This window comes from Lysinibacillus sp. EB106-09-02-XG168 (assembly GCF_058791475.1).
In genome coordinates this window covers 2,892,141-2,906,642 of the sequence record NZ_JBYTDN010000003.1, presented here as the reverse complement: position 1 = coordinate 2,906,642, position 14,502 = coordinate 2,892,141, and the positions used below count along the sequence as shown (strand labels likewise).

Genomic DNA, 14,502 nt, shown 5'->3' with positions numbered 1-14,502 from the left:
AAAGATGACTTGAAATTTTATTTTTAATGGAGGGGTAAGATGAATTTGAATAATAATAAACAGATAATAGCTCCGTTTTTTTGGGTGGATCATGATAGGGGCTCTGCGTCGTTATGCTTAAATGTTGGGGAATATAAGCAAGAGATTTTTGATACACGAGCTGAAGAGGGATTTGAAGGAGGAGGCTATGATTGGGAATCGTTGGCGATTGTCTTTCTTGAAGAAAAAAAGCCTGAACTAAAGGGTATTGTCAAGTTTGATTCCGAAGCTAGCATGTTTTGTGCTTATTCCTTCGATAAAGAAGCGTTAGAGAAGTTTGCTATTTCATTTAAAAATACATGCGAAGATGAATCGGCTATTACGGATTTATTTTCTCGTGCAGAATTGGATTAAAGGTGTTTTTTTCAGTTTGTTTGCGAAACATGCACCATTTTCATTTTCGGAATTTGCATAAAATAAATTTTTGGAATTGTAAAAGTGGAGATTTATCACCATTGTTAGAATGTCCATCACTAAGAGAGGTTGCATTTCACCCTAAAAAAAGACATTACTCTCACAAAAAAGATGAAATCAATAAGTTGTTACAAGAAAGGAAGTCCATTTAACTTGCAGAATGAAAGGACGACTGCTCAATGAAATTTTCATTTTTTAAAGATAACCTTGGTCTTCAGTTTTCCAAAATAAAAAATAATGAAATTGAACGAGTGGAAGATGAACTGGGTATTGTTTTTCCAAAAGAACTAAAGCTATTTTTGACGGAGATCGGTTATGGGTCTTTTGTGGGCGAAGAAGAGCTTGACGAAAATTGTGTATTGAGTCCCGCATCAATTAGGGATTTTCGGTTAAGGCAAGGTTTTTTTGATGCTTATCCAAGCTACGATGAAGAAAGTAAATTAGTCTTCTTTATTGGGTGGGAATCAGTGCCTTTTTCAATCGGATTAACGGATGGAGAACAAAATGCTGTCTATGATAACGAAAGAAAGATTGCAAACTCTCTTGAGGAATTTTTATTTAAGATTATCGAAGATCCCGAATACTACCAACAGGATTAGTGCGAAAGGATAAAAATGGCGTGAAAATATTGCCGTTGTGTATCGTAAAAAGCTGTTTTTAATTCAAATAGAACGCAGGCACTAAAGCTAAAATAGAAAGGTGATAATATATGGAAATATATGAGAAAATCGAACAAGTAACTACGAAGGATGAATTTTTAGAGTTTTTAAATATGCTTTCAAAGGATTTTAAACTTAATGTAGACGAATGGGAAAATAAATCTATTAATTACTATCTTGAAGCAATTGAATCATGGATAGAGGATATGAAGGGCTACTATATGAATAGTGGTTTACCCGTACCAAATAACATTGATTGGAATTTCTTAGCTACCATATTCTATGTCGGTAAGATCTATGAATAACAATATGCTTTAACAATCAATGTAATTTTATATATGTGAGAATTGGAGTTTTTTTGTATAGTTATTGTTTATTCCTCTTCTGGGACGACACGAGGACCAAAACAGCTAGCAGTCTTGAGCTGAGAGAATGTATGAAAGAAAATTATTTCTGAAAAAATTATAACTAAAACCTTGAGTGGTAGATTAACTTAAATGAAAGGAATGGCGTTTTAAATATGGGAAATACATATGCGATTTTTAAAAAAGAAGGTATTTTTTGTCCTACTTACCTAGAAGGGATTATGCATACAGAATTCTTTGAAAAAGATCCTTTTGAAGCGAGAGACTCTGATGCTGGGGAATGGAGAACCACAAGAAATATTATGACAGAACTGCCTGAAGAATTATGGTTTATTACAAAAGATATAAAATATGCATTTGATTTGAGATGGGATAGTCAAGGTTTTTTCATCTCTACAGAATTTCTAAATCTATTATTAAAATTTGAAATCAATAATTTTCAATATACTAAATTACATATGGTTAACAAGAATAAGGAAAGTATAACTTCAAAGGAATATTATTATGTGCGATTTTATGATAGGTTAGAAGATGTAATAGATATGGAAAAGTCAAATATTGAATTTTATAAGCAAAATGGACGTATAAAAAAAATATGGGATTTACAACTGAAAAAATCAAATATTCTTCCAGATGTTTTTCTAATTAATAATACAAAGCTTTTAAATATAATAATTTGTTCAGAAGAATTTAAAAAAGAAGCTGAAAAACTTAAATTGAAAGGTATTTCCTTTGTCCCTTCAAATGAAGCAGATGTGTATAAACCTTAACATTATAGCGATTATTTTTCAGAAACAGCGACTGTCAGTCAATTTGTTTAAAAACATTTGGATGAGAGAGTAGGAGAGATCAAAAGATGGTGTTTTCTCTTTTTAAGAAAAAGAAAGAGCCGCAGCAATTAAAAAATAGAGTAGAGTTTTGTATTACAAACTTATCCCTAGGTGCGGCAGATGCCTATGATGTACTAGTTGAAAGATCCAATATTGAAATTGAGGAATCCGGCTGTACATCACATTGTGAAATTTGTGAGCAAGGGATCTTCGCCATCGTCAATGGAGAAGTCGTCACTGCAGATGATGCAGAGACGTTAGTGAAGGCAATTGATGAAGAAATTACACAAAATCCTCTTTATTGAATGAAAACAGCTTGTTAACATAAATCAACAAGCTGTTTTTTACTTTATAGTGAATAGCGACTACCCCGTTATTTTTACCAGCCACGTACGTATTGCACTGGAGGTTGAACTTCTTCTCCTAATTCCTTGGCAGCATGAAGTGGCCAATAGGGCTCACGAAGAAGAACACGTGCTAGGAAAATTAAGTCAGCACGATTGTTTTGCAAAATTTCCTCTGCTTGAATGGCTGTCGTAATAAGGCCGACCACTCCTGTTGGAATATCAGCACCATGCTTTATCGCTTCAGCATGAGGCACTTGATAGCCTGGAAAAACATTTATATGAGCTTGCACGACACCACCAGTAGAAACATCCACTAAATCAACACTTTGTGATTTCATCCAGCGACTGAAGACGATAAAGTCATCCATTGTTGTACCATCTTCTGCATAGTCTTCAGCGGAAACACGCACGAGTAAAGGACCTTCCCAAACACTGCGAATAGCATCGATGACTTGACGTAGCAATCGATAACGATTTTCTTGAGAACCACCGTATTGGTCATTACGTTTATTCGTTGCTGGTGATAAAAATTCACTAATTAAATAGCCATGTGCACCATGGATTTCGAGAACATCAAAGCCTGCTTTAGCTGCTCGGACAGCTGCTTGTTTAAAAGCTTCTACAACATACTCAATGTCTTCTAATGTCATCTCAGTAGGCGTTTTATATGCATCGCTAAATGTAATGGCTGACGGTGCGAATATTTCACCATCTACAGTTGCTTTACGTCCCGCGTGACCAAGCTGTATGCCAGTTTTTGCTCCGTATGCCTTCATTCCTTGAACTAATTGACGCAAACCTTCGATATGAGCATCATCCCAAATTCCGAGGTCGTTACTAGATATACGACCTTCTGGTACAACACCTGTAGCTTCGACGATAATTAAACCAACTTGACCAGCAGCCCGAGTTGCATAATGTACTTGATGGAATGGTGTGACAAGCCCATCATCCTTCGCTGAGTACATACACATCGGTGCCATCACAACACGATTTTTTAATGAGATATTTTGTAATTGATAAGGTTCGAATAATTTAGCCAAAATAAAGCCTCCTAATCCCTAGTAATATACTTTTATTTTGCACCCATTATTTACTATTTGCAAGTGAACGAGATCGAGCTTCTGCTTCTTTAATACATGCTTCTATCGCTTCATTAAAGTGATATTGTTCAAGGGCCTTTATTCCAGCTTCTGTTGTACCGCCAGGACTTGTTACTTTACGGCGTAATACATCAGGCTCATCGACGGATTGTTTTAGCATTTCCGCAGTACCAGCAAGTGTTTGCGTCATTAATAGTCGTACTGTATCCTTTGGGAGACCGACCTTTGTACCTACCCGTTCAAATGCCTCCATTAAATAATAAATATAAGCTGGGCCACTCCCTGAAAGAGCCGTTACAGCATGTAATTGATCCTCATCCACCTCAATTACTGAACCAACTGCCTCTAATAGCTGTAAGAAAGTGGAGCGCTGTTCTGCAGTCACTTTGTCATTAAATGCAATCCCACTTGCAGACATCCCAATAGTAGCGGAAGTGTTAGGCATAACGCGTGCGACTGGACGAGCACCTAAATGTTCTATAATAGTCGCAATAGCGATACCGGCTAAAATAGAAAGAACGGCTGATTGCTCTGTAATTTTAGGTTTTAGTTCACGCATTGCTGCGATGGCATCTTTAGGCTTCATCGCTAAAATGATTAAATCAGCGTTCTGATAAATAGCATCATCAAAATTGCTATTTACACCATATGTGTCATGTAAAAAATGTAAACGGTCTTTGTCTGAGCGATTGGTGACGTAAATTTCTTGCGCGGTAAATACCTTTTGTTTAATCCAGCCCTGAATCAAGGCCTCCGCCATAGAGCCTGCACCTATAAATAATATTTTTTTCATGATAAAACCTCCAGTTTAAAGTCAATTTCGCCTTGGCGTAATTGTAGCTTTCGCTTTGCTTTCGTTACCAAGCATTCTTAATGAAGATAAAAAAAGCGCTCTCGTCCTTATAAAGAAGGACGAAAACGCTGTAGTCTCCGCGGTACCACCTTTGTTTGCCATTTGGCACAACTCATAGCCCTTTTATCGCAAGGGAAACGGTTATGTTTTCATAACTGCTCAGAAGTAGGTTCGGTAATGGGAGTGGGTGATGTTACTTTCAGCAAATGTAACACTCTCTAAGACACCTTCACCAATTACGTACTTGGCTTCATCAACGCGTAAAAATAATTAGATTATTCAAAATTATATTGGTAAGACGTCAACCTGTCAACAGGAGGGTGACGAAAGGAAGAAAAACTTGTAAAATAGAATGAATCGGTGTTCACTAGTTGCATAAAAGGGGGAAACAGCTTTTGTCTACATACAAAATAGAAATACCAACACCCTATGATGTAGGAGATGTAAATGCATTTGTTGTCAAAGGCGATGCATTGACAATTTTTGATGTTGGTCCAAAAACAATGGAAGCCTATGATGCGCTAAAATGGGGGATTCGCGCAGCGGGCTTTGACATGCGAGATATTGAACAGGTTGTGTTAACCCATCATCATCCAGATCATGCAGGTTGGGTGGATGCCTTTCCAAACGCAGAAATTTTAGGGCATGCCTATAATGATAAATGGCTTCGTCATGACGAGGATTTTTTACGTTACCATGTGCAGTTTTACAGTGAACGCTTATTTGAGCACGGTGTTCCTCAACAATATATTCAACCGAGTGTACATGTCCGCCGTGAAATAGAGCTTGTAGGTGAACGACCATTAACACAAATTCTTAACGATGGGGATGAAGTGCCAGGACATCCTGGATTAAAGGCTATTGAAACATTAGGACACGCACAAAGTCACTTAATCTTCTGGGATGAAAAAACGCATCATGTAATTGGTGGAGATTTATTGCTTGAAAAAATAACGCCGAATCCGTTAATTGAGCCACCACTAGACCGTACATTAGGACGTACGAAATCGTTACTACAATATAATGAATCGCTAGAAATATTACGACGATTACCAGTTAAAACAATGTATACAGGACATGGTGCAGAGTTGCACAATATTCCTGATTTAATTGATAAACGATTAGCACGCCAGCATCAGCAAGCTTTGAAGGTTTGCGAATTATTTGGTGATGAATCATTAACTGCTGTACAAGTAACGAAGCGCTTTTACCCAGCAATTTTTCAACGTCAGCTTGGTCTGACACTGTCTAAAACGCTCGGTTATTTAGATTACTTAGAGGCCAACAATTTGATTACATCTACAAAATCTGAAGAAGGTATCTATTTATTTCATAGAAAGTAGGTGTAAACATGAGCGTGAATAAAAAGACTATCTTTGTGACCGGTGCAACAAGTGGTGTTGGACTGAAAATAACAGAATTATTAGTAGCACAAGGCCATTCGGTTTATGCGACAGGACGCAATACAGTAGCATTGAAAACATTAGAACGCGTAGGGGCAAACGTGATCCAAGCAGATTTAACTGATATAGCTACTATTGATGAAGTATGTGCACAGCTACCGCCTCTCGATGTAGCTATTTTATCTGCCGGGGTAGGTAAATTCGGTATTGCACCTGAATTACCAGATGAAGCTATTAGACAAATGGTAGAGCTAAATGTTAGTGTACCGATGTATTTAGCAAAACGTCTAGCAGCGCCTATGATACAACGCCAGCAAGGTCAGCTCATCTTCATCGGCTCGCAGGCAGGAAAGGTAGCGACACCTAAGGCAAGTGTTTATGCTGCTACAAAGCATGCGATTGTTGGCTTTACAAATGGGCTTCGCATGGAACTAGCTCCGTATAATGTGAAAGTCACAGCGATACATCCAGGTCCAATCGATACACCTTTTTTAGACAAGGCGAGTGATGAAAGTGGCTATCGAGATTCTCTAGGGAGATTTTTATTAACAGCTGAAGAAGTTGCACAAGCTACGATAAAAACAATCGAGCGCCCTGTTCGTGAAGTTAATTTACCACGGATCATGGGGTTAACGAGCAAGCTATATGCAATGGCACCTGCAACCGTCGAATTTTTAGGTAAATCATTTTTTAATAAAAAGTAAGTAATTAACTGTAGGCATACTCAAGTGAAAATTGAGCGTGTTTACAGTTTTTTTAATTAAATTCCCTTTTTATTGACAAAATAATTTATATAGATTAACATTTTAGTTAACTAAAATATTAAGGCTGGTAAAGATGAATATAAAGCAAATTGTTGATGACATTAATCAATATACTTATGAAATGAATGTAAAATTAGCGAAGGCTCAAGAAGCTCTATTTCAAGATGATTTATCGATGAAACAAACGATGGTAATCGATTTTGTACATAAGCATAAAAAGTGTACAATGGGCGAAATCGCTCACTTCATGGAAATCTCCCCGAGTGCTGTGAGTCAAATAGTAGCGAGACTTGAAAAAGAAAACTACCTAAAACGCGATATTAATCCTAACAATCGTCGGGAAGTGGTTGTCATGTTAGCTGAAAACGGAGAGGCGTATTTTCATCGTGATGAGCAAATTAATGAACTCATTATTGATAAAATTTATAGCAAAATGCCTGTGGAAGATTTAGAACAATTGCGTTGCTTAATCCAGCGCCTAAATCAAATTGTTGAGGAGGAAATTTCAAATGGATTGGAATAAAGTGAAAGAACAGCTTAACGATACGTTTAATGGTACTGTGCTGCTCGCACAAGATGAGACGGTTTTATTACAAGGAGCTTACGGTGAAGCCTCGATTCAAACACACGCACCTATGGAACTACATCAACGTTTTAACTTAGCTTCAGTATCAAAGCCGATTACAGCATTGGGAATTTTACTTTTAGTACAAGAAAAGAAATTAACATTTGATGATGATATTAACGAATGGTTTGAGCATTTACCTTACACAAATATAACTGTACGCCACTTACTACATCATACATCAGGTTTGCCTGATTATATGGCATTGTTTTCAAATTGGGATGAAACTACATTTGCTACAAATGAAGACGTGCTGCAGCTATTAACTCAACAGGCGCCACCTCGACTTTTTGAAGCAGGAGAACGAATGGAGTACAGCAATACCGGTTATGTCTTATTAGCTCTTTTAATCGAGCGTGTGACCAATAAAACTTATACTGAATATATGGATGAAGCTATTTTTAAACCGCTAAAGATGATGAACACAACTGTAACATCAACTACTTTTACTGAACAATATAGGAATGAAATTGCACAGGGCTATGTGTTTGATGTATATGCTGGACAATATGTGGACCCTTCGGAATTTGAGGAAACGAAAGGTACTACTTGTTTGAATTATATTACTGGCGATGGCGGGATCTATTCAACGGTAGAGGACTTATGGAAATTAGGGTGTGCTGTTATTCAGTCACAACTTTGGGAAGAAGCTTTACTTGTGCAAGCCTTTAAGCCCTCAACTCTTACAGCGGAACAACCTTTTTCTTACGGGATGGGTTGGATTATATCCGAGGATGAACACCTTGGGAAATGTATATGGCACAATGGCGGTTGGCCAGGGTATGCAACTACATTTAAAATTTACCCGCAGTCTAAGACAATCTTTGTATTTTTACGCAGTAAAGAGCAAGAATTGGATTATGAAATAGCGATCGGTGAAGCAATTGAAAAAGCAATAACGACATATGAGTTCCATTTGCCGAAAAAGCCTGAGCAATATAAAGCTGTGCATTTACCAGCCAACGTTTTATGGGGCTATGTAGGGAAATACCAACTTCAAGAACATCCTGAACATGCAGTGGAAATAGCGTTACAAGAGGATCGATTATACATTTTCCTACCAGCTACAATGCCACTTGAGCTACATGCGATAAAAGAAGATGAATTTTTCTTACGTGGTATCGGCGTTTTAGTAACGATAAAGCAAGACATTTTAACAGTTATCAATGAAGGTCAAAAAACGATCGCTAGAAAAATAAACGACCACGTGCTTAAAGGGGAATAACTATTCTCGTAGTTTTATAATTTGAGAGAACAAATAAAACAGTTGTGCATAATAAATTCACAGATGGTAGACGTTAGCTTTTTTAGCAATCAAGGAGATTGAAGACAAACCAGAGGAATGCGCCAACTCGGAATGAAAAATCAACCTTTGCTTATTTATACACATAAATTAATATTTATCTTTTTGTTGTCATAAGAACTCATTTTACACAATGGGTTCTTTTTTAATAGCGTTTAAAAAGCAAAGAATTATAGAGACATGCAAGAATATACACGCTAAGTGAAGCGGTTGATTGGAGTGGAGGATGGGCGACTCCTCAGGGATCAGCGTCAGCAACGAAGGTTTTATCTGTGCGAAAGCGAAGCGTCAGCAACAAAGCTTCCATCTGGAACGGAAATTAGATAAACCTTTAACAATCCCGAAATTAATACTATATACATTCATGTTGCGAGTAAAAAATCGTTTTTCCGAGTAAAAATATTCATAGTTTGTAAAAGCACTTAAAGTATTGGAATGACACACTTTTTACAATAAACACAAAAGTCTATTAATTTATAAAAATACACTTGTTTTTATTTTTATAACATGATACTATTCGTGTATAAACTTTTAGTTGAGTGTATAAACATACATATCTTATAGATTAATTGGAGGCGCATTTTTTATGGGAAATAAAAAAGTAGTATTAGCATATTCAGGAGGTCTTGATACTTCTGTAGCAATTCCTTGGTTAAAAGAACAAGGCTGGGACGTTATTGCAGTATGTCTTGACGTTGGTGAAGGTAAGGATCTTGAATTCGTAAAAAATAAAGCTCTACAAGTAGGAGCAATTGAATCATATATGGTAGATGCGAAAGATGAGTTTGCGGAAGAATATGCATTAATCTCATTACAAGCTCATACTTGGTACGAACAAAAATATCCATTAGTATCGGCGCTTTCTCGCCCATTAATTTCAAAAAAATTAGTAGAAATTGCGAATCAAGTAGGTGCGGACGCAGTAGCTCATGGTTGCACAGGTAAAGGGAATGACCAAGTTCGTTTCGAAGTTTCCATCAAAGCGTTAAATCCTGACTTAGAAGTTTTAGCACCTGTACGTGATTGGGGCTGGAGCCGTGATGAGGAAATCGAATATGCCATGAAACATAATGTACCGATTCCTGCAACATTAGATTCACCATTTTCTATCGACCAAAACTTATGGGGCCGTGCAAATGAAGCGGGCGTAATGGAAGATCCATGGGTATCTCCACCTGAAGAAGCATACGGTTTAACAGTTTCTGTTGAAAACGCTCCAGATGAAGCGGAATACGTAGAACTTGAATTCGTAGCTGGTAAGCCAGTAGCTTTAAACGGTAAGGAAATGAAGCTAGCTGATTTAATTCAAGAGCTAAATGCAGTAGCTGGTGCACACGGTGTTGGTCGTATCGATCATGTAGAAAACCGATTAGTTGGTATTAAATCTCGTGAAGTATATGAAATTCCAGGAGCAAAAGTGCTATTAACAGCTCATAAAGAGCTTGAAGACTTAACACTTGTAAAAGAGTTAGCGCACTTTAAGCCAGTCATTGAGAAAAAATTATCGGAATTAATTTATGATGGTTTATGGTTCTCTCCGTTACGTGTAGCACTGGAATCATTCCTAGCTGAATCACAAAAATTTGTGAACGGAACTGTGCGCGTGAAGCTTTATAAAGGTCATGCGATCGTGGAAGGACGTAAATCCCCAAATTCACTTTATAGTGAAAAACTTGCAACATACTCTAAAGAAGACCAATTCAACCATGCTTCAGCAGTAGGCTTCATCGAACTATGGGGTCTGCCAACAGTGGTTAACTCTTCTGTAAATAAATAATAATTAATTTTGACAAGCAAGGTGTAGTATAGACTTGTGCTGTGCTGCACCTTTTCAAAAAGAAATGAAGGAAAAGGTGAGCTGTTATGACAAAACTTTGGGGTGGACGTTTCCAAAAATCAGCAGAAGCATGGGTGGACGAGTTCGGCGCATCGATTGGCTTTGACCAACAGCTTGTTCTAGAAGACCTTGAAGGTAGCGTTGCGCATGTTACGATGCTTGGTGCAACAGGAATTTTATCAGCAGCTGACGTAGAGACAATTCTCGGCGGACTTGCACAATTACAAGAGAAAGCTATCGCAGGGGAGCTTGAATTTACTGTTGCTAATGAGGATATTCACTTAAACCTCGAAAAAATGCTCATTGATTTAATTGGTCCTGTCGGCGGTAAACTTCACACTGGTCGTAGCCGTAATGACCAAGTAGCAACAGATATGCATATTTTCTTGAAAAAACGTGTGAAGGAAGCAATCGGTTTAATAGAGACATTCCAAAAGACATTGCTAGAAAAGGCTGAGGAGCATGTGGAAACAATTGCTCCAGGCTATACACATTTACAACGTGCACAACCAATCTCATTTGCGCATCACTTAATGGCCTATTTCTGGATGTTAGAGCGTGATAAACAACGTTTTATGGAGTCACTTAAACGTATCGATATTCTGCCTTTAGGTGCAGGTGCCATGGCGGGGACAACTTTCCCAATCGACCGCTTAAAATCCGCTGAGCTTTTAGGCTTTAGCGAGGTATATGCGAATTCTATGGATGCAGTGAGTGATCGTGATTTTATCGTTGAGTTTTTAAGCAATTCATCTTTATTAATGGCGCATTTATCTCGTTTTGCAGAGGAAATTATTTTGTGGTCGACAGATGAATTCAAATTTATTGAATTAGATGATGCCTTCTCAACAGGATCTTCTATTATGCCACAAAAGAAAAATCCTGATATGGCGGAGTTAATTCGTGGGAAAACAGGGCGTGTTTACGGGAACTTAATGGGCTTATTAACAGTTCTTAAAGGAACACCGTTAACATACAACAAAGATATGCAGGAAGATAAAGAAGGTATGTTCGATACAGTCCATACAATTCTTGGTTCATTAAAAATTTTTGAAGGTATGATTCGCACGATGACTGTCAATACAGAGCGTTTGCACCAGGCAGTACACTCTGACTTCTCTAATGCTACGGAGCTTGCAGATTATTTAGCAACAAAAGGTATGCCTTTCCGTGAAGCACATGAAGTGACAGGAAAGCTTGTATTCACATGTATTCAAAAGGGCATCTACTTATTAGATTTACCGCTTGAAGACATGAAAAAAGAAAGTGAACTTATCGAAGCGGATATTTACGATGTATTAGCACCTGAAGCTGCCGTTCGTCGTCGTCATTCATTAGGTGGTACAGGATTTGATCAAGTAATCATCCAAATCGAAAAGGCAAAAGCTTGTCTAATTTAACAATTATTTTAGCGTGCATGTCCTTGTGACTTTTGCATAGATATTCATTAAAGCTGTCCAGCGAGGCACTATGATAAACCATTTTCCTTTTTCGTTAGAGCCAGAGGGTGAAACGCAAAAGAGCCCCTTACATAGGTGAAGGACAATCCCCAATTCTGGAGACGCGGAATTGGGGTTTTTGTGTAATTAAATGATAATGGGAGGTATTTTCAATGAATGAGCGTTTTTCAAAGGGATACGAAACAATTAAACAGTATGTGACTACGGAAGAAGCGGCAAGAATGATTGAGGCGGATGCACTAGCTGACATCGCACCAGATTTACGCAAAATGATTATTGAATTTGCCTATGGTGAAGTGTATTCTCGACCAGGGCTAGATGCAAAAAAACGTGCACTGGTTGTCATCACAGCAGTAGTAACTCAAGGTGCTGCCCCACAAACAAAAACACATATTAAGCGTGGTTTACATGCAGGTTTGACACAAACAGAAATTGTAGAAGCATTATTACAATTAGTGCCATATATAGGTTTTCCCCGTGTGCAAAATGCTTTAACGATTGCGCAACAAGTCTTTAAAGAAGACACCTAAAATAAAAACTCTGCATTTTCGTGGGGATTTATTCTTGAACAATCCACTTTTGATAAAAATGCTTTTCACATGAATAAACACTTGCGAAGCGGTTCATATTAAGTGAGGATCACTTATTAATCTAATATGATGAGGAGGATGTAGAATGAGTAGTCAAACACCCAAAGACCAGGAATCTCAGGAAAGTCCGCCACAACTGTATAGGGTGAGCTTCTAAAATCTTAATGAATCGGTGAGGCAGAGGATATTCTGTTTTGCTGTATCTTAAGAAGAAGCAAGAACCGATACAGATCAAATCAAATAGAAATAAGTGTTCTTGGATCCAGAATTTTTCTGGGTCCTTTTTTTTATCTCGCATTATTATCATAAAGCCAGAGTAATGAAGTAGAAACTCAGATTAATTTTCATTTTATAGAAAAAATTGACTTTTTTAAAAAACTGTATTACTCTAAGTATGACAGATTTCTGTTTGGTGATAAACGATACAGATTGGAGGAATAAGATGAATATTCATTTAGATCCAAGCAGTGAATTACAGCTCTATAAACAGTTAGCAAATCAGTTAATTGAGTTAATTGCTAAGGGAGAGCTAAAAAATGGTGAAACATTACCTTCAGTTCGTTCAATGGCTGCAGATTTAGGGATTAATGTCAGTACGGTAAGTAAGAGTTATCACGAACTCGAAGAAAAAGGTTTAATTGAATTAAAGCCGAAAGCAAAGGCTCTCATTATCGGTGGTCAAAAAAAAGAATTAAAAGAGACGGAAGTTGAAAAAGTAGAAAATGCATTAAAACCAATTATGGCAGAGGCCTTTGCACGTGGCCTCGAAAAAGATCAGATGACAAATTTGTTTCATCGGATTCTAAAACAATGGAAGTAGGGGAAATATGCTTTTTATAATAAGCATCTTCATCTTTGTAGGCGTACTGGAAACATTAACACCATTTTTGTCTAGAAAAACAACAGTGTTTGGTGTTTCGATTCCTGAGCCCTATGTGCAACATCAGCAATTACAATTATTTAAAAAGCATTATTGCATGCTGGTAGGGAGCATAGCAGCTGCATTTCTTTTAGGCCAAATTTCACTACTATTTACGTCCATTCAGGAAGAAAAATTTGTTTTACTATCCTTTATATTGTTATTTGTTACCCTACTCATATCAGCAGCTCTTTATATGTTATATCATATAAAAATAATAAAACTAAAAAAACATGAAAATTGGGAAGCACATGTCAAAACTGTTTATGTGACAGATCTATCTATACGTGATCGAGATGAAGTACTCTCACCTAAATTTTTCACATTACCAATTATTATTACTTTAGCATTGATCACCTTTACCTATATGAATTACAATTCCATCCCAAATGTATTTGCTACCCATTGGAATGCAGCAGGTGAGGTAGACGGTTGGACTGAAAAAACATGGATTTCAGTAATAATAATCCCACTTATTTTACTAGGAATACAAATTAGCGTTTTCATCATGAGTTTTGGAATGAAAAGTGCCAAAATACAATTGAGCGCACAGGCGAAAGAAGCTTCTGCCAATAGAGAGCTTGCACAGCGTAAATGTGGTAGCTGGTACTTAGCGGTGATGAATTATAATATGACCATTCTTCTTGTTGTTTTACATTACACGACAATGATATTAAAAAATCAAACAGTTCCTTACTTCTTCCCTCTTTTTATTGTTTATATGATCGTCTCTTTAGGGGGACTTATCCTCTACATTTGGAAATTAAGTAAAAGTAATGAGCGCTTTGATGATTTACATACAAAAGAAACAGCTGCAGCCGATGATCGCTACTGGAAATGGGGTATTGTTTACATCAATAAAAATGATCCATCACTATTAGTGCAAAAGAAATACGGTGTTGGTTGGACTGTGAATATGGCGAATAAATGGAGCTATATCATTTTACTTGTCATGTTATTACCAATCTTGTTGTTCATTTCCTTATAAAGG

At 37.2% G+C, this 14,502-nt stretch carries 16 protein-coding genes; 14 read left to right on the top strand and 2 right to left on the bottom strand.

Going from position 1 to position 14,502, the window contains the following annotated elements:
* Positions 1 to 39 precede the first annotated feature (39 nt).
* The 5 genes from AC3WSO_RS15070 (at position 40) to AC3WSO_RS15050 (ending at position 2,612) form a co-directional block, all read left to right on the top strand.
* Entirely contained in the window at positions 40 to 393 is a 354-nt protein-coding gene (locus AC3WSO_RS15070; protein ID WP_492531907.1) for an immunity 51 family protein, read from the top strand.
* A gap of 239 nt (positions 394 to 632) precedes the next feature.
* A complete protein-coding gene (locus AC3WSO_RS15065) occupies positions 633 to 1,052 on the top strand; it encodes an SMI1/KNR4 family protein (RefSeq protein ID WP_492531905.1) in 420 nt (139 codons plus the stop codon).
* Between the two features lie 110 nt (positions 1,053 to 1,162).
* Positions 1,163 to 1,417 (top strand): DUF7660 family protein, encoded by a 255-nt coding sequence (locus tag AC3WSO_RS15060; protein ID WP_492531904.1) that lies wholly within the window; start codon positions 1,163 to 1,165, stop codon positions 1,415 to 1,417.
* 215 nt (positions 1,418 to 1,632) lie between these two features.
* A complete protein-coding gene (locus AC3WSO_RS15055) occupies positions 1,633 to 2,247 on the top strand; it encodes an Imm43 family immunity protein (RefSeq protein WP_492531902.1) in 615 nt (204 codons plus the stop codon).
* 86 nt (positions 2,248 to 2,333) lie between these two features.
* Positions 2,334 to 2,612 (top strand): YuzB family protein, encoded by a 279-nt coding sequence (locus AC3WSO_RS15050; protein ID WP_492531900.1) that lies wholly within the window; start codon positions 2,334 to 2,336, stop codon positions 2,610 to 2,612.
* Positions 2,613 to 2,686: 74 nt separating this feature from the next.
* On the opposite strand, the gene namA is transcribed toward AC3WSO_RS15050, so the two are convergent.
* A complete protein-coding gene (gene namA / locus AC3WSO_RS15045; protein ID WP_492531898.1) occupies positions 2,687 to 3,697 on the bottom strand; it encodes an NADPH dehydrogenase NamA in 1,011 nt (336 codons plus the stop codon).
* A 46-nt stretch (positions 3,698 to 3,743) separates the two neighbouring features.
* Positions 3,744 to 4,550, bottom strand: coding sequence for a pyrroline-5-carboxylate reductase (gene proC, locus AC3WSO_RS15040; RefSeq protein WP_492531896.1), 807 nt, complete (start codon positions 4,548 to 4,550; stop codon positions 3,744 to 3,746).
* A gap of 455 nt (positions 4,551 to 5,005) precedes the next feature.
* Here proC and AC3WSO_RS15035 point away from each other — a divergent pair, with 455 nt between their 5' ends.
* The 9 genes from AC3WSO_RS15035 to AC3WSO_RS14995 all read left to right on the top strand — a co-directional run bounded on the left by AC3WSO_RS15035 (position 5,006) and on the right by AC3WSO_RS14995 (position 14,499).
* Complete coding sequence (locus tag AC3WSO_RS15035) at positions 5,006 to 5,953, top strand: MBL fold metallo-hydrolase (RefSeq protein ID WP_492531894.1); 948 nt, start codon at positions 5,006 to 5,008, stop codon at positions 5,951 to 5,953.
* An 8-nt stretch (positions 5,954 to 5,961) separates the two neighbouring features.
* The gene (locus AC3WSO_RS15030) at positions 5,962 to 6,717 is read left to right on the top strand and encodes an SDR family NAD(P)-dependent oxidoreductase (protein ID WP_492531892.1); all 756 of its coding nucleotides are present in this window, start codon (positions 5,962 to 5,964) and stop codon (positions 6,715 to 6,717) included.
* Positions 6,718 to 6,850: 133 nt separating this feature from the next.
* Complete coding sequence (locus tag AC3WSO_RS15025) at positions 6,851 to 7,300, top strand: MarR family winged helix-turn-helix transcriptional regulator (RefSeq protein ID WP_492531890.1); 450 nt, start codon at positions 6,851 to 6,853, stop codon at positions 7,298 to 7,300.
* The gene (locus AC3WSO_RS15020) at positions 7,287 to 8,627 is read left to right on the top strand and encodes a serine hydrolase domain-containing protein (protein WP_492531888.1); all 1,341 of its coding nucleotides are present in this window, start codon (positions 7,287 to 7,289) and stop codon (positions 8,625 to 8,627) included. Before AC3WSO_RS15025 ends, AC3WSO_RS15020 begins: the two co-directional genes overlap by 14 nt.
* A 664-nt stretch (positions 8,628 to 9,291) precedes the next feature.
* The gene (locus AC3WSO_RS15015) at positions 9,292 to 10,482 is read left to right on the top strand and encodes an argininosuccinate synthase (protein ID WP_492531886.1); all 1,191 of its coding nucleotides are present in this window, start codon (positions 9,292 to 9,294) and stop codon (positions 10,480 to 10,482) included.
* An 86-nt stretch (positions 10,483 to 10,568) separates the two neighbouring features.
* A complete protein-coding gene (argH, locus tag AC3WSO_RS15010) occupies positions 10,569 to 11,942 on the top strand; it encodes an argininosuccinate lyase (protein ID WP_492531885.1) in 1,374 nt (457 codons plus the stop codon).
* Positions 11,943 to 12,154: 212 nt separating this feature from the next.
* Positions 12,155 to 12,532: a carboxymuconolactone decarboxylase family protein gene (locus tag AC3WSO_RS15005; RefSeq protein ID WP_492531883.1), complete on the top strand. Its 378-nt coding sequence runs from the start codon at positions 12,155 to 12,157 to the stop codon at positions 12,530 to 12,532.
* 502 nt (positions 12,533 to 13,034) lie between these two features.
* A complete protein-coding gene (locus AC3WSO_RS15000) occupies positions 13,035 to 13,412 on the top strand; it encodes a GntR family transcriptional regulator (protein WP_492531881.1) in 378 nt (125 codons plus the stop codon).
* A gap of 7 nt (positions 13,413 to 13,419) precedes the next feature.
* Entirely contained in the window at positions 13,420 to 14,499 is a 1,080-nt protein-coding gene (locus AC3WSO_RS14995; RefSeq protein ID WP_492531880.1) for a DUF1648 domain-containing protein, read from the top strand.
* Positions 14,500 to 14,502: the final 3 nt, after the last annotated feature.